At 71.7% G+C, this 20626-nt stretch carries 18 protein-coding genes; 7 read left to right on the top strand and 11 right to left on the bottom strand.

All coding sequences use genetic code 11. The annotated features are described in order from the left end of the window. Positions 1-350 precede the first annotated feature (350 nt). From TR50_RS23275 to TR50_RS46920, 5 genes are all read left to right on the top strand, one after another. Positions 351-851, top strand: coding sequence for a VOC family protein (locus TR50_RS23275; protein WP_042425062.1), 501 nt, complete (start codon positions 351-353; stop codon positions 849-851). A gap of 214 nt (positions 852-1065) precedes the next feature. Further along, on the top strand, positions 1066-1854 hold the full coding sequence (locus tag TR50_RS23270; RefSeq protein ID WP_042425059.1) for an ABC transporter ATP-binding protein: 789 nt from the start codon (positions 1066-1068) through the stop codon (positions 1852-1854). Next, entirely contained in the window at positions 1851-4415 is a 2565-nt protein-coding gene (locus TR50_RS23265; protein ID WP_042425056.1) for an ABC transporter permease, read from the top strand. The genes TR50_RS23270 and TR50_RS23265 overlap by 4 nt, the downstream gene beginning before the upstream one ends. 253 nt (positions 4416-4668) lie before the next feature. Further along, positions 4669-5415 (top strand): phosphotransferase family protein, encoded by a 747-nt coding sequence (locus tag TR50_RS23260; protein WP_042425053.1) that lies wholly within the window; start codon positions 4669-4671, stop codon positions 5413-5415. 37 nt (positions 5416-5452) lie between these two features. Next, a complete protein-coding gene (locus tag TR50_RS46920; RefSeq protein ID WP_160311166.1) occupies positions 5453-5593 on the top strand; it encodes a hypothetical protein in 141 nt (46 codons plus the stop codon). Between the two features lie 31 nt (positions 5594-5624). On the opposite strand, the gene TR50_RS23255 is transcribed toward TR50_RS46920, so the two are convergent. The 10 genes from TR50_RS23255 to TR50_RS23210 form a co-directional block, all read right to left on the bottom strand. Next, positions 5625-6146: a DUF2199 domain-containing protein gene (locus TR50_RS23255; RefSeq protein WP_084700817.1), complete on the bottom strand. Its 522-nt coding sequence runs from the start codon at positions 6144-6146 to the stop codon at positions 5625-5627. A gap of 221 nt (positions 6147-6367) precedes the next feature. Continuing rightward, a complete protein-coding gene (locus TR50_RS23250; RefSeq protein ID WP_042425050.1) occupies positions 6368-7879 on the bottom strand; it encodes an aminopeptidase P family protein in 1512 nt (503 codons plus the stop codon). 49 nt (positions 7880-7928) lie between these two features. Further along, positions 7929-8435, bottom strand: a complete 507-nt coding sequence (locus TR50_RS23245) for a MaoC family dehydratase (RefSeq protein ID WP_042425047.1) — start codon at positions 8433-8435, stop codon at positions 7929-7931. Continuing rightward, complete coding sequence (locus TR50_RS23240) at positions 8432-9820, bottom strand: hypothetical protein (RefSeq protein ID WP_042425044.1); 1389 nt, start codon at positions 9818-9820, stop codon at positions 8432-8434. Before TR50_RS23240 ends, TR50_RS23245 begins: the two co-directional genes overlap by 4 nt. After that, positions 9807-10853 (bottom strand): ornithine cyclodeaminase family protein, encoded by a 1047-nt coding sequence (locus tag TR50_RS23235; RefSeq protein WP_042425041.1) that lies wholly within the window; start codon positions 10851-10853, stop codon positions 9807-9809. The genes TR50_RS23240 and TR50_RS23235 overlap by 14 nt, the downstream gene beginning before the upstream one ends. Beyond that, positions 10850-11800, bottom strand: coding sequence for an HpcH/HpaI aldolase/citrate lyase family protein (locus TR50_RS23230; RefSeq protein ID WP_084700815.1), 951 nt, complete (start codon positions 11798-11800; stop codon positions 10850-10852). Before TR50_RS23230 ends, TR50_RS23235 begins: the two co-directional genes overlap by 4 nt. After that, positions 11797-13062, bottom strand: a complete 1266-nt coding sequence (locus TR50_RS23225) for an 8-amino-7-oxononanoate synthase family protein (RefSeq protein ID WP_042425037.1) — start codon at positions 13060-13062, stop codon at positions 11797-11799. The genes TR50_RS23230 and TR50_RS23225 overlap by 4 nt, the downstream gene beginning before the upstream one ends. After that, entirely contained in the window at positions 13062-13928 is an 867-nt protein-coding gene (locus tag TR50_RS23220) for a cupin-like domain-containing protein (RefSeq protein ID WP_201776860.1), read from the bottom strand. Before TR50_RS23220 ends, TR50_RS23225 begins: the two co-directional genes overlap by 1 nt. Positions 13929-13969: 41 nt before the next feature. After that, complete coding sequence (gene dmpG, locus TR50_RS23215) at positions 13970-14983, bottom strand: 4-hydroxy-2-oxovalerate aldolase (RefSeq protein ID WP_042425030.1); 1014 nt, start codon at positions 14981-14983, stop codon at positions 13970-13972. Beyond that, the gene (locus tag TR50_RS23210) at positions 14980-15909 is read right to left on the bottom strand and encodes an acetaldehyde dehydrogenase (acetylating) (RefSeq protein WP_042425027.1); all 930 of its coding nucleotides are present in this window, start codon (positions 15907-15909) and stop codon (positions 14980-14982) included. The genes dmpG and TR50_RS23210 overlap by 4 nt, the downstream gene beginning before the upstream one ends. 675 nt (positions 15910-16584) lie before the next feature. On the opposite strand from TR50_RS23210, the gene TR50_RS23205 reads away from it, so the two are divergent. Together TR50_RS23205 and TR50_RS23200 are read left to right on the top strand one after the other, a co-directional pair. Next, a complete protein-coding gene (locus TR50_RS23205; RefSeq protein WP_042425025.1) occupies positions 16585-17862 on the top strand; it encodes an MFS transporter in 1278 nt (425 codons plus the stop codon). A 55-nt stretch (positions 17863-17917) separates the two neighbouring features. Next, positions 17918-19309 carry a hypothetical protein gene (locus TR50_RS23200; protein WP_042425022.1) on the top strand — a complete coding sequence of 464 codons (1392 nt, stop codon included), beginning with the start codon at positions 17918-17920 and terminating at the stop codon, positions 19307-19309. A 24-nt stretch (positions 19310-19333) separates the two neighbouring features. Here the strand turns inward: TR50_RS23200 and TR50_RS23195 are convergent, their stop codons facing one another. Beyond that, complete coding sequence (locus TR50_RS23195) at positions 19334-20566, bottom strand: cytochrome P450 (RefSeq protein ID WP_042425019.1); 1233 nt, start codon at positions 20564-20566, stop codon at positions 19334-19336. Positions 20567-20626 lie beyond the last annotated feature (60 nt).

Below are 20626 nucleotides of genomic sequence, written 5' to 3'. Positions count from 1 at the left end.
TTTCCATGCCGGCCCAGCCGGCTCCAGAGCGGCAGGCCGCTCGAGAAGGACGCACGGGCCCCGAACCGCACCGCGCGGCAAGAGCCGGCTTGCATCTCGTGGTGATCCCGTCAGCCACGGCGGGGCTGGGGCGGCACGCTCCTCTCGGTGGCTCCCGCTGGAATCCGTGAACCGCCAGCTGACACAACGTGCGGCCGGACCCGCCCCCGGGTCCCGGGCGCGTCCGCGTGCCGGCCCGGAGCCAGGACCCCCCGGGACTGCTACGCGATCGGCGTCGTTTGTTCAAATTCGAATCAGCGGCTATCGTCGGGCGGGTTCAGTTCAGGGTCGAGCTTGCAAGGAGAGTCCCCGTGCCGGTACGCCGTCTCAACCACGCGGTTCTCTATATCCGCGACGTCGCGACCTCGGTCGCGTTCTACACCGAGGTGCTCGGCTTCAAGGTCGACGTCGAGATCCCCGGACGGGCCGCCTTTCTCAGCGCGCAGGAGACGCTGAACGACCACGATCTCGGGTTGTTCGCGATCGGAGCGGGCGCGCCGGGCCCGCAGCCGGGTCGGGTCGGGCTCTACCACCTGGCCTGGGAGGTCGGCACGCTGGGCGAGCTCGCCGAGATCGGCCGGGCGCTCAGCGAGCGCGGGGCGCTGGTCGGTGCGACCGACCACCACCGCTCCAAGTCCTTCTACGCCAAGGACCCGGACGGCAACGAGTTCGAGGTGATGTGGCGGGTGCCCCGCGAGGACTGGCCGGCGGCCGACGACACGGCGAAGATGCGGGCCCTGGACCTGGAGGCCGACATCGCCCGCTGGGGCGCGGATCTGGCCACCGGCGCCGCCGCCGGCTCCACCACCTGAGGACTGCCCCGCTGCCGATCGGCTCAACTCCGTCGCGGGCGGCGGGCACTGGCGCGGGCATCGGCCTGCGGGCAGCCGGGGCGGGCGGCGTAGGGATAGCCCCACCCCCGGCCCGGTGACTCGCCCCATGGTTCCGGGGACTCCGCTCCAACAGGCTGGATGCGAGGGCGCAAGCCCGTGTCGAGCACCCAGTCGAGCACTCAGGAGTCCCCCAGTGACCACGTCCGTATCGAGTCCCCCGGCCCAGGGCAGCGACTCGCGCGCGTCAGTCGCGGCCCGCGCGCGCGGGCTCACCAAGGCGTACGGCAGCGGCGAGACCCGGGTGGTCGCGCTCGACGCGGTGGACGTCGACATGCCCCGCGGGCAGTTCACCGCGATCATGGGCCCTTCCGGGTCCGGCAAGTCGACGCTGATGCACTGCCTGGCCGGTCTCGACACCGCCTCCAGCGGCCGGATCTGGGTCGGCGAGACGGAGATCACCAAGCTCAGGGACAAGCGGCTGACCCGGCTGCGCCGTGACAGCATCGGCTTCGTCTTCCAGGCGTTCAACCTGCTCCCGACGCTGACCGCGCTGGAGAACATCACGCTGCCGATGGACATCGCCGGCCGCACGCCCGACCGGGCGTGGCTGGACCGCGTCGTGACGACCGTCGGACTCGCCGGAAGGCTCAAGCACCGCCCGGCGCAGCTCTCCGGGGGCCAGCAGCAGCGTGTCGCCGTGGCCCGCGCCCTCGCCGCCCGGCCCGAGATCATCTTCGGGGACGAGCCGACCGGCAACCTCGACTCCCGCGCCGGGGCCGAGATCCTCGGCTTCCTGCGCCGGTCGGTCGACGAGCTCGGGCAGACCATCGTCATGGTGACCCACGACCCGGTGGCCGCCTCCTACGCCGACCGCGTGCTCTACCTCGCCGACGGCCGCATCGTCGACGAGATGCACGCCCCGACGGCCGACGCCGTCCTGGAGCGGATGAAGTCCTTCGACTCGCGAGGCAGGACGTCATGACCGTGCTGCGGACCTCCCTGCGCAACTTCCTCGCGCACAAGGGCCGGATGGCCCTCTCCGCGGTCGCGGTGCTGCTGTCGGTGGCGTTCGTCTGCGGGACGCTGGTCTTCACCGACACGATGAACGCGACCTTCGACAAGCTCGTCGCCACCTCCGCCTCCGACGTCACCGTCAGCCCCGCGAAGGTGGACAACGCGCAGCAGACCGGGACGCCGGACACCCTGCCCGCCTCGCTGCAGGCCCGACTCGCGCGGGTGCCCGGCGTGGCCGCCGTCGTGCCGGAGGTCAGCAGCCAGCAGGCCACCGTCGCCGACGGCCGCAACCAGGACATCGGCTCCACCACCGGCGCGCCGACCATCGTGGCGAACTGGAACCCGACCCAGACCAGGACCGTCGCCATCACCTCCGGCCACACCCCGCTCGCACCGGGCGACGCGGTCCTGGACGCCGACACCGCGGCCAAGCACCACCTGGGCATCGGCGACACGCTCCGCGTCATCGCGGGCTCCGGCGACTTCAGGGTGACGATCAGCGGGATCGCCACCTTCAAGACCACCAACCCGGGCGCGGCCGTCGTCTACCTCGACACCCCGACCGCGCAGCAGGGGCTGCTGGGCTCGCGGAACGCGTACACCGACTTCGCCCTGGACGCCGCGCCCGGCGTCAGCGACGACCAGCTCAAGGCCCGGGTCGACGCGGCCGTCGGTCACGGCTACCAGGTGCAGACGGCCGCCGAGATGCAGGCCCAGAACCAGAAGGACATCGGCTCCTTCCTGGGCCCGATGAAGTCCGTGCTGCTCGGCTTCGCCGGGATCGCGGTCCTCGTGGGCGTCTTCCTGATCGTCAACACCTTCTCCATGCTGGTGGCTCAGCGCACCCGGGAGATCGGGCTGATGCGGGCGATCGGTGCGAGCCGTCGTCAGATGAACCGCTCGGTGCTGGTCGAGGCGGTGCTGCTCGGCGTCGTCGGCTCGCTCGCCGGGATCGGCGCGGGGATCGGCCTGGCCGTCGGCCTGATCAGGCTCATGAGCGCGCTGGGGATGCACCTGAGCACCGCGGATCTGACGGTCAAGGCGGCGACGCCGCTGATCGGCCTGGCCGTGGGCGTCGTGGTGACCGTGGTGTCCGCGATGCTGCCGGCCCGCCGGGCCGGGGCGATCTCCCCGATGGCGGCGATGCGCGACGCGGGCACCCCGGCCGACGCCCGCGCGGGTCGCGTCCGTGCGGCGCTCGGGGTGCTGCTGACGGCGGCGGGCGGGACCGCGCTGGCCCTGGCCGCGACCGCCTCCTCCGCCTCGGCCGGCTCCGGGCTGCTCGCGGTCGGCGTGCTGCTGACCCTGGTCGGCTTCGTCGTGGTCGGCCCGCTGCTCGCCGGGCTCGTCGTGCGGATCCTGGGCGCGGTCACGCTGCGGTGGTTCGGGCCGGTGGGCCGTCTGGCCGAGCGCAACGCGCTGCGCAACCCGCGGCGCACCGGGGCCACCGCCGCCGCGCTGATGATCGGTCTGGCGCTGGTCGCGGGGCTGTCGGTGGTCGGCGACTCCCTGGTCGCCTCGGCGACCTCCCAGATGGACCGGTCCGTCGGCGCCGACTTCATCATCCAGGCCGGAAACGGCAACCCGATCAGCCCGGCCGCCGCGAGGGCCGTCCACGCGGCCGGTCACCTGGCCCACGTCACCGACCGCACGGACGTCGCCGCGACCGTCACCGCTCCCGACGGCTCGAAGGACAGGACGACGATCGCGGCGGCCACGCCGTCCTACACCGACGACCTCCAGGCCAAGACCGTGCAGGGACGGCTGATCGACGCCTACGCGCCCGGCGCGATGTCGGTGCCCGCGGGGTGGGCCAAGTCCCACAAGGTCGCCCTCGGCGACCGGCTCGACGTCGCCTTCACCAGCGGCAGGGCGACACGGCTCACGGTGGAGGCGATCACGTCGGACGACACGGTCTTCGACCGGGGCGCGATGTACATGAACATCGCCGACGCGAGGAAGTACCTGCCTGCCGACAAGTTCCCCGCGAACGACATGATGTTCGCCGCTGCGCTCCCCGGTCAGCAGAGCCAGGCGGCCGCCGCGCTCAAGGCCGCGACCGCCGACTACCCGCAGATCAAGGTCCGCGACCAGACCGACTACAAGAACATGATCCAGCAGCAGCTCGACCAGCTGCTCAACATGATCTACGCCCTGCTGGCGCTCGCCATCGTGGTCGCCGTCCTCGGTGTGGTGAACACCCTCGCCCTCTCGGTCGTCGAGCGCACCCGCGAGATCGGCCTGATGCGCGCGATCGGGCTCTCCCGCCGCCAGTTGCGCCGGATGGTGCGGCTGGAGTCGGTCGTCATCGCCCTGTTCGGCGCGGTGCTCGGCGTGGGCCTCGGCATGGGCTGGGGCGTCGCGGCCCAGAAGCTGCTGGCCCTGTCGGGACTGGGGGTGCTCAGCATCCCGTGGACCACGATCGGCGTCGTCTTCCTCGGCTCCGCAGTGGTGGGCCTGTTGGCGGCGCTCTTCCCGGCCTTCCGTGCCGGTCGGATGAGCATCCTCAAGGCCATCGCCACGGACTGACGGGACCGGCTGAACCAACGGAGACGAAGGCGGACGAAGCAGTGACGGAGCGACCGGGGCCCACGCAGGGCCCCGGTCGCTCCGTCGTGCGCGGGCGCTACCGATCGGCTGTCGTCCGAGGCGTGGTGACCTGCCCCGAGTCGTGGGTGCACGACGGGCGGAGGGTGACGGGGTCGGTGGCGGCGTGCGAGTCCGCTCCACGCGCGACAAACCCGGCGACGTCGGCGGTCACCCCCCGCGATACTGGTCGCCCATGGACGAGGTCGAAGTCGTGGTCGCCCACTCCGAGCGCGCGACCCTGCGCGTCGGTGACGTGTTCCTGAAGGTGGACGCCGATCAGGCGCGCCTCGACGTCGAGGTCGAGGCGATGGCCCTCGCGCCGGTCCCGACCCCGGAGATCCTTTGGCGCAAGCCGTCCGTGCTCGCGGTCGCCGCGCTCCCGGGGGCGACGCTCGGGCGCCTCGGCGGGCCGTCGACCGGGTCGCCGGCGGCGTGGGCCGCGGCGGGTACCGCCATCCGGAAGCTGCACGACGCGCCACTGCCGCCCCGGCCGGGCCGGGCCGGGCGGAGCATCAGCGCGCTGGCGGCGGAACTCGACGACGAGTGCGGGTTGCTCGTGACCAACGGCGTCCTGCCCGCCGACCTGGTCCGCCGCAACCGCCAGGTCGCCGAGGCCGCGCTCCGGCCGTGGACGCCGGCGTTCACACACGGCGACCTGCAGATCGCGCACGTCTTCGTCGACGACGGCGAGGTCACCGGCATCATCGACTGGTCCGAGGCGGGCCAGGGTGACGCCCTGTACGACCTGGCCACCTTCACGCTCGGACACGAGGAGCACCTCGGCGACGTCCTCGCCGGCTACGGCACCGACGTCGACCTCGACGTGATCCACGCCTGGTGGTCGCTGCGGAGCCTGCTGGCGGTCCGCTGGCTGATCGAGCACGGCTTCGACGCCTTCGCGCCGGGCTGCGAGGTCGACGTGCTCAGATCCCGGATGTGAGGCTGCGTGCGGCCGCGGGGATGGACTGTCGGCGGGGATGCGCGCGGTCTGCCTGCCCGCGCCGTCGAACGCCAGGAACTCCTTGCCGTCCTGCACGTTCGGCCCGTTGATGGTGCTCATCGACGAACCGACGTACAGCACCACCGGGTTGGTCGAGACCACCGCCCGCAAGCCGTAGTCCTGCCCGGGCGGGGTGGCCGCTCCGATCCTCACCGACCGCCGGGCGCACCGAGGAGCAGGTCGGCGATTTCTGCGACGCGTGCTGCGGTGATGCCGTCACGCTGTTCGACCGCCAGGGGGTGGTCGGTGGGCTCCAGTTCGATGAACGGGCGACGGCCGAGCGTGCGGGTGTGCACATGGGTCTTGAGGTTGACCGTGGTGGTGCCGTACAGCGGCAGTTCGGTGGAGAGCCAGCCGAAGTACGGCGGCTCGTCCTCCCGGTTCGGGTCCTCCCAGTGCTCGAGCGTACGCGCCCAGCTCTGCGGGCTCAGGGAGGCCCACACGCCCCAGGAGAAGGTCTCGCCGGTATCGCGGACGGGTATCTCGATCAGGCCGTGGATGAAGAAGGCCTGGCCCTTGATGGCACACAGGTCGTCCGTGAGCATGCTGGCCGGGTCGGTGGCGAAGTCCGGATGCCACAGGTCCGGGGCTTCCGCGCCGTAGGACAGCGAGGGTCCGGTGTGCTCGCCCTGGCAGCAGGGGCAGGTGAAGGAGTGCGCGGTGTCGGACATGGTCCGGGAGCGTAGCGCGATGGGCTGACGTCCTCGCCGGCCACCGCGTGGGCCAGGTCGAGCCACGGTACCGCGGCAAGCCCAACACCTGGACGCCACCGGCCCGTTCTCGCGGAGGGCGGCGAGGCGAGCATTCCTTCAGAAGAGTTGGGGGTAAGCGGGCCGTGCCGCTGCCGGTTCGTCAGCAGGGGCACGGCCGTCACGCCGTGCGGACGTCGTCGTCAGCGGGATTCCGCGGAGCCCGACACCCGGGCGATCCACGCCTCCACGTCGTGGGAGCTGCGTGGCATCGCCGCGGACAGGTTCTCGTAGCCGTCCTCGGTGACCAGCACGTCGTCCTCGATGCGCACGCCGATGCCGCGGTACTCCTCCGGCGCGAGGAGGTCGTCGGCCTTGAAGTACAGGCCCGGCTCGACCGTGAGGACCATGCCCGGCTTCAGTTCGCCGTCCATGTAGTCCTTGCGCAGCAGCAGCTGGCAGTCGTGCACGTCCATGCCGAGGTGGTGGCTGGTCCCGTGGACCATCCAGCGGCGGTGCCAGCCGCCGTGCTCCGGGTCGAGGGTCTGCTCCAGGGTGACCCCCTCCGGCAGCAGGCCCCAGGCGTGCAGGTACTCGGCGATGACCTTGTTCGCCGCGGCGTGGATGTCGCTGAACTTGTTGCCGGGCTTCACCGCCTCCATGCCGGCCTGCTGGGCCGCGTGGACCGCGTCGTAGATCTTGCGCTGGATGTTCGTGAAGCGGCCGCTCACCGGAAGGGTGCGGGTGATGTCGGCGGTGAACAGGGAGTCGATCTCGATCCCGGCGTCGACCAGGATCAGGTCGCCCTCGCGGACCTCGCCGGTGTTCTTGATCCAGTGGATGGTGTTGGCGTGGTCGCCGGACGCACAGATCGACTCGTATCCGACGCCGTTGCCCTCGTGCCGGGCGTAGAGGCCGAAGACGCCCTCGACCCACCGCTCGCCGCGGCCCTTGCTGACCGCCTCCGGCAGGGTGGAGATGATCGCCTCGAACCCCTTGTGGGTGGCGGCGATCGCCTTGCGCATCTCGCCGACCTCCCACGCGTCCTTGACGAGGCGCATCGCCGACAGCGCGTGGGCCAACTCGCCGTCGGCCTCCTCCTGCTGCTCGGCCGTCAGGGACGTGCCCGCCTGGGTGCGGGTGGCGTCGACGAGCTCCGCGACCTTCGCGTCGGCCGAACGGACCACGCGCAGCCGGGCGGCGGCCTCGTCCTTGGCCAAGTCGTCCTCCAGCGTGTCGATGTGACGGGCGCTGAGGCCGAGCTCGGACTCCAGGTCGGCGAGGGTCGGGCGGTAGCCGACCCAGAACTCCCCGTACCGGGAGTCGGTGTAGAACTCCTCGGTGTCGCGCGGGGCCGGCGGGCGGACGTACAGGACGGCCTCGTGGCCGCCCTCGATGCCGGGGTGCAGGACGAGGACGCTGTCGGGCTCGGCCTGCGAGGCGAGGCCGGACAGGTGGGCGAAGGCGGTGTGCGGCCGGAAGGTGTAGTCGGTGTCGTTGCTGCGCACCTTCAGACCGCCGCCGGGGATGACGAGCCGCTCGCCGGGGAACCGCTGGGACAGGGCCTCCCGTCGGCGGGCGGCGGGATCGGCCGCCTCGGCGCGGGGCGTGGGCGGCCGGTCGTCGGCCGCCCATCCGGAGGCCATGAAGTCGCGGAACTCGGTGCTGACGGGAGTCTCGCGGTGGCCGGCCTTGGGCTGATTCTCGCTGGTCATGAAGAATATCCTGTCATATTGTACTGGCGTACGGGAGCCTGATAACAGGTCAGGACTGCTCTGCGGTGGCTTGGTTGCGACAGCGCACCAGGAACGACCGCTCGAAGACGATGACGTCCTCACCCGTGGACTTCGTGCCCGTCGTCTCCACCGTGATGATCCCCTGCCCGGGTCGGGACCGGGACAGCCGCTTGCCGAGGATCCGGCTCGTCGCGTAGAGGGTGTCGCCGACGAAGACGGGCTCCTTCAGCCGGACCCTGTCCCACCCCAGATTGGCCACCGCCCGCGCGGACAGCGCCTGCACGGTCATCCCGCCGATCAGGCACAGCGTGATGCCGCTGTTCACCAGCACCTTGCCGTACTCCGCGCCGGCACCGTAGTGCTGGTCGAAGTGGAGGGGGTGCTGGTTCATCGTCAGCAGGGTGAGCCAGGTGTTGTCGGCCTCGGAGAGGGTGCGGCCCGGCCAGTGCCGGATCACCATGCCCGGCTCGAAGTCCTCGTAGTCCCCGCCGTGTTCCTCGACGTACTCGTTGTCGCCGACATGACGCAGGGTCATATCGCCACCATCACGTTGTCGGAGCTGCTCGTCCGTCCGCGGACGCTGACGATCCCGGCCGTCCCGTCGCCGAAGAAGCGGCAGAACAACCCGGCCGGACGTCGGCCGAACACCAGCGGTCCCAGCACCGGGGCGACATCGACGTCGTGGGGTTCGTCGGAGCCGTCGGCGATCAGCGCGACCCGGCAGGTCTGCGGCTGCACGAACTCCTGCACGATGCTGCTGCCGAAGCCGTCACGGACTCCGTCACGCACGTCGGCGCCGACGGCCTCGCCGACGGCGGACTCCCAGGCGGCCTGGTCGACCTCGCGGCCGAGGACGACCTGCTTCCCGCACTCCCCCAGGCCCGCCTTGAGCACCAGCAGCTCCCGGTTCGCCAGCACGAACGGGACCAGGTCGACCTGCTCACCCCGACGGTCGGTCTTGCGCTCCGACAGGATCCGCGTCCACGGCAGGTACCGCTCGACGAGCCTGCGCTCGCCCTCCGTCATCCACGGCCGCCCCTCCGACAGCAGGCCCATGGTGAGCTTGCTGTGCATGAAGGTCGAGGTCTGCGTGCCCACCAGGACGCAGCCGTGGTCCAGGGCGTGCTGGACGGGCGTCGTGTCGAGACCCACCTCCAGCCAGTCCGGAATGGTGAAGTTGCGCAGCCCGACCGGGTAGCGCAGGTGCGGCGGGCAGTCCCACGCCTGGTGCAGTTCCTCCGGCTCGAAGAAGCGGGCGGTCAGGCCGTGGGCGTTGTAGTAGTCGGCCTCCATCTCGAAGTACCGCGGCTGCACGCCGATCACCCGGGAGCTGCCGACGACGGCCACCCGCGGCGCCAGCGCCAGCTCCGCGCTCAGCGAGCGGAACATCTCGGCGCGGACGGCGAGCGGGCTCGGCGACCGGTACGGGGTGCGGCCCTCCTCGTCGGCGTGGAGCCTGTTCCACACCGCCAGCCGGCTCTGCGTCTCCACCACGCCGCCGAGCGCGCCGCTGACGTTGAACTCCAGGAACTGCGGCCCGTCCGGGCCGATCACCAGGTCCGGACGGACCACGCTGTCGGCGTACTGCTCCTCGATGAACGTGTCGTCCATCCACAGCCGGTCCTCCTCGGCGGGCATGCCGTAGGCGGCCAGCCGGTCGGCGGTGGTGCGCCCGGTCTCCAGGGCGGTGCGGCGCAGCAGCTCGATCAGCGCGACGCTCACGCGGAAGATCTCGGCGTAGGTCGCGCGCGGGATCGCCATCGGCGCCGCCGGAAGGACCGGCTGGTACGGCCAGCCGGTGTCCCGCAGCTCGTGCCGCAGCATCTGCCGGATGGTGTCCGCGGACGCGGCGGGCCGGATCCGGTGCTCCCCGAACCACGGGTGCCCGGTTCCCGCACCGAGGTGCTCAAGCGTGTCCATCCGGCACTCCCTTGCTTGTCGGTGGAACGGCGGATGTCGTCGGAACGGCGGACGGCTCGACCGGTCCCGGCCCGGCCGCGCCGCACTGCTCGAACAGCGCCACCGCGGCGGCGGTGTCCTCGATGGCCATGCCGACCGTCCGCAGGACCGAGGTCCGGCCGGCGACGGCGACCTCGCCGCTCACCAGCCTGCCCAGCTCGTACAGGTCCTCGGCCTTGATCAGGCCGCCGGCCAGGGCCGCGCGGATCTCCCCCGCGCCGTCCAGGGCCGCGGCGCGTTCCTCGACGACGGTCACGGCGTCGGCCAGGAGGGCCGGGTCGAGCTCGACCGCGTCGGAGTGGGTGCCGCCGATCACGTTCACATGCGCCCCGGCGGCCACCCAGTCCCGCTCCACCACGGGCGTGGCGTCATCGGTGGAGGTGGCGGTACAGATGATCATCGCGTCGGTGACGGCCTCGCGCGCGGTGTCGCAGACCGTGGCGCGGACGGGACGCGGGGCGGTGTCCCGGATCCAGTCCGCGAGCCGCTCGGCGCCGGCGCGCGTGCGCGAGTGGATCCGGACGGAGCGGATCGGGCGTACCGCCGAGACCGCCCTGATCAGGGCGCGCGCCTGCACGCCCGCGCCGATCACGGTCAGGTCGTCGGCGTCGTCGGCCGTGCACCAGCGGGTCGCCAGGGCGGCGACCGCGCCGGTGCGGACAGCGGTGAGCTCGGCGCCGTCCAGCAGGGCGGTGATCCGCCCGGTCTCCAGGTCGGTGAGCGCGACGATCCCGTGGATCAGGGGCAGCCCGCGCGCGGGGTTGTCCGGGGTGAGCGTGGTGACCTTGACGCTGCCCACCCCGCGCTGCTCCCAGACGGCGGGGCTGGCCAGCAGGACGCGCCGGTCACCGTGCTCGACGACGGTGCGGGCCGGGGAGTTGGTCAGGCCGGCGGCGAGGTCCGTGAACATGTCGCCGAGCACGTCGATCACGCGCCTCATCGGCAGGACCCCGGACATGTCGGCCGCGCCGACCATCACCGGTGCGGCGGTCATGACGTGCCGCCTTCGCCGCCGTCGGCGGTGCCTCCCGCGACTTCCGCACCGTCTCCGGCGTCAGTGTCGGCGGCGTCGGCGTCGGTGCCGTCCTCCCGGCCGAAGCGGCTCGTCCAGGCGTCCTCGCGGGCGACCGTGTCGCGTGCCAGGCGGGCGAACGGCGGGCCGACCATGTTGCCGTCCAGGACGGCGATCCCGCCGTTGGCCGCGGCCACGGCCTCCGCCACCCGGCGCGCCAGCGCCAGTTCGTCGGACCGGGGCCGCAGGAGGCGGTTGATGACCTCGAGTTCGCGCGGGTGCACCGTCGCCTTGCCGTGGAAGCCCAGCGCCCGCACCCGGTTGGTCTCCTCGGCGAGGACGTCGGGTTCGGCGAGCCGGTAGTTGGCCGTGTCGATGCACGCCGTGCCGAACCGGGCGCAGGCCATCGCCATCGCCTGGCGGGCGGCCTGCATGGCCTCCCAGGTGATGTCGACCCCCAGTGTGGCGGCCAGATCGGCGGAGCCGAACACCAGGCCGTCGGCACAGCGCGCGACCTCGTCGATGCGGTCGACCGCCTCGACGGTCTCCACGGTCACGTACACCTCCGGACGCGCGCCCGCCGACGCCAGCATCCGGCGCAGCAGCTCGACCTCGTCCGCCGAGGTCACCATCGTCATCAGGACGATGCCGGGCCTGACCGGGCTGTCGGCCAGCATCAGCACGTCCTGCACGGCGGCGAGGCTGCCGAGTTCGTTCATGCGCACGGCGACGTTCGCCGGGCGCGGCGCCTTCTCCAGCGCGGCCCGGCAGACCGTGCGGGCGGCCGGCTTGTCGGCCGGCGGCACGGAGTCCTCGAGGTCGATCAGGTGGACGTCCGCGTCGTACGACCAGGACTTCACCACCCGTTCCAGCGACAGGGCCGGGGTGTACAGGATGCTGCGCGGTACGGCCCGGGCCACACCGGTCACTCGGCCACCGACCCGGCCGGCGCTGCCTGCGCGGCGGCCCCCGGACGCGCGCCGGCCTTGACCAGTGCGGCGGCGAGGCGCCTGATCTGGTCCTCGGTCTGGCCGGCCCGCAGCATCACGCGGAGCCCCGCGGTGCCGCGCGCGACGATCGGGAAGAAGACCGGCGAGGTGTAGAACCCAGCCGCGAAGACCTGCTTGGCGGCCTCGACGACCGTCTCGTCGGTCATCGGCACGACGCGGATCGGGAACGTGCTCTCGGCCTGCTCGGTCGCGACGAGCGAGTCGAACAGCGCGATGTTGGCCCGCAGGCGCCCCTGGAGCTGGGTCAGTTCCTCGGTGCGGTGGATCTCGGCCGAGGCCATCGCCGCACCGACCGCGGCAGCGTTCATCTTCTGCGAGTACCCGAGGGGGCCGGCGAAGCGCTCGATGAGCCGACGGGTCTCCTGGGAGTAGCCGTCGAGCAGGATCGCCGTGCCGCCGGCCCCGAACCCCTTGGTCAGGGTCGCCACGGTGATGGTCCGCTCGTCCAGCACCGGCGAGTGCGTGCGCACGTAGCCGATGCCGCGCTCGCCGTAGGCGGACAGCGAGTGGGAGTCGTCGTAGAAGACCAGGAGGTTGTACTTCTCCTGGAGTTCGGCCAGCTCGACCACGGGCGCGTACCCACCGAGGCTGTCGGAGCCGTCGACCACGTAGCAGACGCGCTCGTAGGTGCGGCACATGTCCTCGAGGAATTCGAGGTCGTGGTGACGGCTGGTCACCACCTCGGTCTCGTCCGCGCAGTTCGGCTTGGCGTTGCCCATGGAGACGTGGGCGTTCTTGTCGAAGACCATCAGCGGCCGGGTGCCGTTGCCGAGGTGCCCCGACGCGATCAGCGGCAGCAGGCCGGTGGAGGCCGCCGCGGTGGAGACCGCGTTGATGACCATGGCGCCGAACAGCTCGCCGAGCGACTCCTCCAGCTCCAGCACGACCGGCGTCTGGACGCGGGTGCGCGGGATGCAGTGGTCCAGCATGCCGAAGCGGCGCAGCGACTCGACCGCACCGTCGATGACCTTGGGGTGGGTGTCCAGGTCCAGGTAGGAGCAGACCGTGAAGTTGACGAACTCGTGCCCGTCGGCCATCCGGAACACGCCGTCCTTGAGGTCGCCGACGACTCCGGCGACCCCGTTGTCGTAGGACGTGTCCCAGAAGGCGTTGCCGATCCCGACGAGCTTGTCGTTGTTGCGGTACCGGTGCGTGGGAGTGATGGTCTTGCGCTCGCTCATCAGGAGTTCACCTCGGTGGGCTGGTAGCTGTAGACACCCTTGAGCCTCCGGTAGGCGAACGTGTACAGCGCGACGCCGAGCACGTGCGGCCTGCGGAGGATCTTCTTGGACTTGAGCCAGAAGTTGACGTTGATGTTCATGTCGTCCAGCGACTCGGCCTGGTGCCACCAGCCGAGCGGCAGGTACAGCATGTGGCCGGGTTCGAGGACGAAGTCCCGGCGCTGCGCGAGCCGGGCCGCCAGCCTCGGGTAGCGCCTGAGGTCCACGTCGCCGAGGTCGACCACCTGCGACTTGTCGCCGAAGCCCCGCAGCACCGACCGCGGGTAGTAGTCCCGCACGCCCGGCGGGGCGATGATGAACCGCTTGCGGCCCTCGAGGGCGACGTTGAAGTTCTCGAACTCGTCGAAGTGGCTCTTGGTGAAGACGCCCCGGTGGCTGATCCACAGGTTGGCGGCGTACAGGGCGTTGCCGTAGCCGAAGAGCTTCTCGGCGTCGAAGCCGATGACGGCGTTGACGTCGGCCGGGCTGCTGCGGATGTTGGACACCACCCGGTGCCAGGTGTCCGTGCTGGTGAGGTGGCGCTCGTCGGCGAAGAACTCGCGGAGCTTGATGTCCCGTGTCTCCCAGCGTCCCGGGTGGTTCTTGTCGCCGGGCTCGGTGAACAGGGTGACGGTCAACTCGGCCAGGCGCGCCGCTACTTCGTCCCGGCCGAGCCCCTGCACGCTGCTCGGCAGCTTGATCACCACGGGCTGGTCGGCCGCGTACAGCCCCTGCGGACCGACGGCCATGAATTCCTCGAACGACATGCGGGCTACTTCGACGCCCGCTGTCCCGTTCGACTCGGGCAGGGCTTCCGATACTGCCATGTCGTCTGTCCTCTTCTCTGAAGCCGGGTCACATACCGTCGTCAGCCGTCGGTCCTGCGGCTGCTCAGCTCCGCCACCACGTCCACGATCAGGTCCTCCTGGCCGGCGATGGCCTGCCGTCGCCCGAGCTCGAAGAAGACGTCGCGCGGGTCCACACCGGCGGCCGCCGAGAGTTCGACGACCCGGTGCTTGAATCCGGAGAACACTCCCGCGAGGCCGCTGACGATGCTCATCGAGGCGGTCACCGGCGGCGCGGGCATGAGTTCGCGCTCGGCGAGGTCGGCGGCGTCGAGCAGCGCGTACAGGTCGATGCCGGTGGCGTACCCGCTCCGTTCCAGCACCGGGACCAGGACCTCGAGCTGGGTGTTGCCCGCCCCGGCGCCGAAGCCGCGGGCGCAGCCGTCGATGATCAGGGCGCCGGCGTCGGCCGCGGCCACCGAGTTGGCCACGGCCATCCCGAGGTTGTTGTGCCCGTGGAAGATCACCGGGACGGCGTCGACCGCCTCGACGATCGCGCCGATGCGTGCGGTGACGTCCGCGGGCAGGAAGTGGCCCGCGGAGTCCATGATCCCCACGGCCTGCGCCCCGTACCCGACGGCCCGCACGGCCTGCTCGGCCAGCTCCTCGGGGGCGGCCATATGACTCATCATCAGGACGCAGTGGGCCTCGGCGCCGGCGTCCCGCAGGACGCCCAGGTGGCGCTCGGCCAGCGACGCCTCGGTGGCGTGCACCCCGACGCGGAAGACGTCGACCCCGTGGGCCATGGCCCGGCGCAGGTCGTCCGAGGTGCCCCAGCCGGGCAGCATGAACACGCCCATCCGGCTGTGGCGCAGCGCCTCCCGGACGGTCGCGAGCATCTCCTCGTCGCCCACCGCCGCCTGCCCGACCTGGAGCGAGGAGGCTCCCAGACCGTTGCCGTGGCCGACCTCCACCACCGGGATCCGTGCGGCGTCCGCCGCCTCGGCGTAGCGGCGCAGCTCGGCGAGCCCGAGGCGGTGGCGGACCGCGTGCTGGCCGTCCCGCAGCGTCGGGTCGTGGATCACCAGCTGCCTCACGAGGCCACCCCCGCCCGCAGTGCCCGGTCCGGTCGGGTCGCGTACTGCTCGGCGACCATGACGGCGGCGGAGTTGATGATGTCGAGGTTCCCGGCGTAGGGCGGCAGGACGTCGCTGTGCGCCATGACCTCCAGGGTGATGGTCACCAGGTCGCCGGTCGCGGTGCAGGCGACGACCTCGTACCCGGGAGCGAACGACCGCACCTGCTCGGCGGCCCGTTCGGCCACCGCGCGCACCGCCACCGGGTCGGCGTCCGCCATCCGGGCGTGGACGGCGGTGCGGAAGGTCGCCGGAGGCACGGCGGGGCTGATGTTGAGGATCGCCTTGACGTCGGTCACGCCGGAGAACGTCGTCACGGCGTTCGCGGTGGTCGCCACGTACTCGTCGAGGTTCAGCCTGGTCGCACGGCCCGCGACGTCACTGGCCACCGTCGAGACGACCTCGAAGTAGGACACCGGGAAGTGGGCGGCGAGTGCGTGCACGACCGGGACGGACGCCTGACCGCCGCAGCTGATCAGATTGACGTTGCGTCCGGTGGCCGGAGACACCCCGGTCACGGTGGGCGCCACCATCTGTCCGACCTTGCTGGGCGTCAGGTCGATCACCAGCGTCCCGAGCGGTTCGAGCAGCGGCCAGTGGTCCCGGTGGGACGCGGCGCTGGTGGCGTCGAAGACGACGTCGAAGGGGCGCGGGGCCGTCAGCAGGGCCTCGATTCCGTCCGCGGTGGTGGCGTAGCCGAGGCTCTCGGCGTACCGCAGGCCTGCGGAGGCCGGATTGCGCCCGGCCACCAGCCGACAGTCCAGCGCCGGGGACCGGTCGATCTTGCTCACCAGGTCCCGGCCGATCGCCCCGGTCCCGATGACGGCGACGGTCACCGGATCGGCGACCTTCGGACGGGCGCTCGTCAGCCCCGCCGCGGGGCTCAACGTATGCCTCTGTGGGACCCGAGGTGGCAGGTCCGCTGTTGACTCTGGAGGCAACGGCGAGTGGCGTTGGTAGGCCTCACCGCATCCGGTTCGCAGGTTCCCATTGAACGTTGTCCTCATCTTTCGATGTGCACGGCTGCTCCGTGGCAGCCCTGACTGCAACACTCAGGTGACTCACCGGGACGTCCTCGACCCCGGACGCGCGTCGACGACGTCCGCCGCGGGGCGCGGCATGACGGAGTCGATGTGGTCGGGTGTGTGGAGGACCAAGGAAGACCGCTCGGCCGATCGTCGGCGCACCGGGTCGACCGGGTGCGGTTACGAGCCAAGGGTTCTGACGCCGTGTGTGAAAGCCTGGCCGTCGGCATGCCCTCCCACGCATGCACGCTGGCTGCCACCGAAAGCGCCCGACGGCGGCGAACATATCAGAAGTCCGCAGCGCGCACCCCTCCTCCAGGGCAAGGGATTTGATCTTCTTCGCGGGCGTCCGGCCGTTCACCCGGCGGACCCGATCTTTTCCTCGACGCCGCCGCTGACGCCGACTATTGTCGAAATCCGCGTGCTCCTCAGCCGTGCGAGCCCGGCGGGCGACGCCGGACTGATGGAGCGTCAACGATCTTGCGGCTTCTCGGGGGGACAACCAGTGGACTGCTCGCTGCGCTGCCACGCGGCCTCATGACCGCCTCGACAGCGGAACGGGCCGGCTCGCAACAGCTGCGCCTGGGCGGTGACTTCTCCCGGCTGTGGTGGTCCGCCGCCATCTCCTCGCTCGGCGACGGGGCCACGATCGCCGCCAGCCCCCTGCTGGCCTCCCGGCTGACCGACGACCCCCGCCTGATCGGCGCGGCCTCGGTCGCCTTCACCGCGCCGTTCATCCTGTTCGGCATCCCCGCGGGGCTGCTGGGCGACCGCCTCGACATCCGGAAGATGATGGTGCGGGTCGACTTCACCCGGGCCGTCGTGCAGGCGGTGCTCGCGGTGGGGATCATCGGCGGCTGGGGCGGGTTGCCGCTGCTCTACGGGTGCATGTTCCTGCTCGGCGTCGGCGAGGTGCTCAACCGCAACGCCGCCCAGGTGCTCGTCCCGTTCATCGCCCCGAAGGACGGGCTCTCCATCGCCAACGCCCGCATCATGGGCGCGCAGGAGGCGGGCACCGGCTTCGTCGGCCCGCTCATCGGCGCGCTGGTCTTCTCGGTGGCGGCCGCCCTGCCCTTCGGCATGGACGCGGCCACCTTCCTGTGCTCCGCCGTCCTGGTCAGCCGCATCCGCCGCACCCGGCCGATCGAGCACGGACCGGACCGCGGCGGCGTGATGTCGGAGATGATGGCCGGCGCCACATGGCTGTTCTCGCACCATCTGCTGCGCAGCCTCGCCGTGGTGTCCTGCGTCATCAACCTGGCCGGGAACGCGATGCTCGCCGTGCTCGTGGTGTACAGCGGGAAGGTGCTCCATCTGGGCGCGTTCGGGTACGGCGTGCTGCTCGCCTGCCAGGCCCTGGGAGCCGTCACGGCCTCACGGTTCGCCCCCGCCCTGACCGCGCGTCTCGGCCGGGAGGCGGCGCTGGTGGCCACCGCCGTCCTGATCACCGTGAGCGAGACGGTGCTGGCCGCCGTCCCCTCGGCCTACGCGGCCGGTGCGGCCCTCATGGTCTTCGCGTGCGGGACGGTGACGTGGAACATCGTCGTGGTCGTCCTGCGGCAGACCCTGGTGCCGCAGCACCTGCTCGGGCGGGCGAACAGCGTGTACCGGCTCGTCGCCTGGGGCGGACTGCCCATCGGTGCGGCGACCGGCGGCTTCGTGGCCGCCGCGGTCGGCACCCGCGCCGTGTTCGGCGCCGGCGCGGTCGTCATGGCGCTCGTCGCGGTGGCCCTCCTCATGGGCGCACGCCGCCAGTGGATCACCCGCGCCCAGCAGAGCGCCGAGCAGGCCCTGCTCTCCGCGGAAGCGGTCTGACCGGACAGTCGGCCGACGGTCCGGTCCTTCGATCACTAGCGAACCAGGACACGCCATGACGACCACGACCCTGCCCAAGCCGTCCAGATCGAGGCTGGGCCACACGTACGCCGAGCAGCTCACCCGGCCCGCGTCGCCGGGCGAACAGCACCCCACGGCGGCCGCCCGGGAGTCGGCCACCCTCACCCTGGCGTACCAGGACCGGTTCCTGAACGGCCCGGCCTTCCTCGGCGAGACCGAGCGCCGGGCCGTCGTCGAGGACCTCCACACGGTCTACGACCTGCTGCGCTCACTGCCGGAGCGGCTGTTCGGCGGAAGCATCACCGAGCTGGCGACGGCGGTCGGCCTGGACCCGCTGCAGTCGGCGCTGATCACGCGCAGCGCCCGGACCGGGACCCTGCTCCCGCTCGGGCGGGCCGATCTCTACCACGACGGCACGGGGTTCCAACTGCTGGAGTTCAACCTCACCAGCGCGCTCGGCGGATTCGAGAACGCCGACATCAACCGGGCGATGCTGGCCTATCCGCCGCTGGAGGAGTTCGTACGGCGCCACGGGCTCCGCTACCGGGACACGCTGGGCCTCATGGTGCGGACCATGCTCGCCGAGTGCGCCGCGAACATCCCCGCCGACCGGCCCCCCGTCGTCGCCGTGGTGGACACCGTGCCGAACTTCGCCGAGATCGCCGCCCGGATGGGGGTGTTCGCCGCCAAGCTGGCCGACTACGGGGTCGACGGGATCGCCTGCGACATCAGCGAGTTCACCTACCCCGACGGCCGTCCCACGGTCTCCGGCCGGGCCGTCGACGTCGTCTTCCGGTACTTCCTGCCCGAGGACCTCGCCGACCCCGTCGCGGCGGCCCAGGTGGAGCCGCTGCTGCTCGCCGTCGAGCAGGGCAAGGTCGGCCTGTTCAGCCGACTGGACGCCGAACTGTACGGCAACAAGGGCACCTTGGCGATGCTCTCGGACGACCGGCACCGCGACCTGTTCGACGCCGCCGAACAGGCGTGCATCGACCGGATCCTGCCCTGGACGCGCTATGTGCGCCCGCACACCACGGACCGCGGCGGCGCCGGCGTCGACATGCTGGCCCACGCCCTGGCCCACCAGCAGGAGCTGATCCTGAAGCCGACCCTGCTGCACGGCGGCCACGGGATCACCCCCGGCTGGGAGGCCGACCCGGCGCAGTGGGAGCAGCGCGTCACCGCGGCCATGAACGGCCCGTTCGTGCTCCAGCACCGCGTGCGTCCCGCCGCCGAGCCGTTCCCCGACGGCGCCGGCGGGCTGCAGGACCTGTTCCTCAACTGGGGCCTTTACCTGGGCGAGCGCAGCGCCGACGACGACGGGTACGGCGGAGGCTTCGTACGGGCCAGCGCCGACCCGGCCGTGGGCGTGGTCAGCGTGGGCACGGGCAGCGGGGTCGGCTGCGTCTTCGACGGCGGTCACTGAGCCTGCCGCGGGTGGAGCGTCGGCCTACGACGCTCCACCGCTCGGCCGCAGACGCACCGTCAGGCCGCTGTACCCGCGCAGGAACGTCGAGTACACCGGCTCGGGCTCGCCCAGTGCCTCGATCGTGTCCACGGTCCGCAGCAGGGCGTCGATCACGGCGGAGATCTCGGCCCGGCCCAGGTAGGCGCCCAGGCAGAAGTGCGGTCCGTAACCGAACGTCAGGTGCCGGTTCGGGGTGCGGGCCGGATCGAAGACATAGGGGTCGGCGAAGACCGTCTCGTCGCGGTTGGCGGAGACGTTCCAGGCCGTGACGGTGTCCCCCGCGGCGATGGTGCGGCCGCCGATCTCGACCTCGGCGGTCGCGGTGCGACCGAGGTGCATCGCCGGGGTCGTCCAGCGCAGGATCTCCTCCACGGCGGCCGGCAGTGCCACCGTGCCGCTCCTGAGCGCCTGCCACTGGTCGGGGTTCTGGCTGAAGTGCCAGACCGCGGCGGTCGCCGCCAGCCGGCTGGTCTCGTCCCCGGCCAGGATCAGCCCGTAGCAGTTGAGGACCAGCTCCTCCTCGGTCAGCGGCGCGCCGTCGACCTGGGCCGTGGCCAGCGTGCTGACCAGGTCGTCCTGCGGCGCCGACCGGCGCAGCTCGGCGAGTTCGGCGAAGTAGAGCAGGATCTCGTTGCGGGCCAGCCAGACGTCCTCGTCGGACTGCTCGGCGTCGTCCGAGCTCAGGGCCTGCTTGCTCAGGCGCAGCAGTTCCGCCCGGTCGGACGCCGGCACGCCCAGCAGGTCGCAGATCGTCCCCATCGGGATGTGCTCGGCGACCTCGGTCGCGAAGTCGCACGTCCCGGCGGCGACCGCCGCCGCGACGCGCTCGTCGGCCCGCACCCGCACCTTGTCCACGACGTGCTGGAGGGCGCGCGGGGAGAAGGACTTCAGCAGCGTGGTGCGCAGCGCGGTGTGACGCGGAGCGTCCATCACCGCCAGCAGCTTGCCGCCCGCCGGGTCGCCTCCGTTCATCAGCGAGGTGAGCATGTTGCCGCGCCGCGAGGCGAACCGCTCGGGGTTCTTGTAGACCGAGAGGACGTCCTCGTAGCGGGTCAGCACCCAGAACTCCGGCGTGGTCTCGGTCGCCGGGTGGAGGTAGACGGGGTGCTCCTCGCGCAGGCGCCTCCAGACGTCCTCCATCGCGGGCTGGACGAAGGTGGCCGGGTCGGTGAGGTTCACATGGCCGAGGTCTTCGGCGACCGTACGTGACGACATGGTGATCGTTCTCTCAAGGGGCTCGGGCCGCACGGCGGTTGGCCGGCGTCGGGGCGTCGG

Origin of the sequence: Streptacidiphilus anmyonensis, assembly GCF_000787855.1 — a bacterium.
Classification (GTDB): Bacteria; Actinomycetota; Actinomycetes; order Streptomycetales; family Streptomycetaceae; genus Streptacidiphilus; species Streptacidiphilus anmyonensis.
The sequence above is the reverse complement of the archived record's forward strand: the minus strand, read 5'-3'. Positions and strand labels throughout refer to the sequence as shown.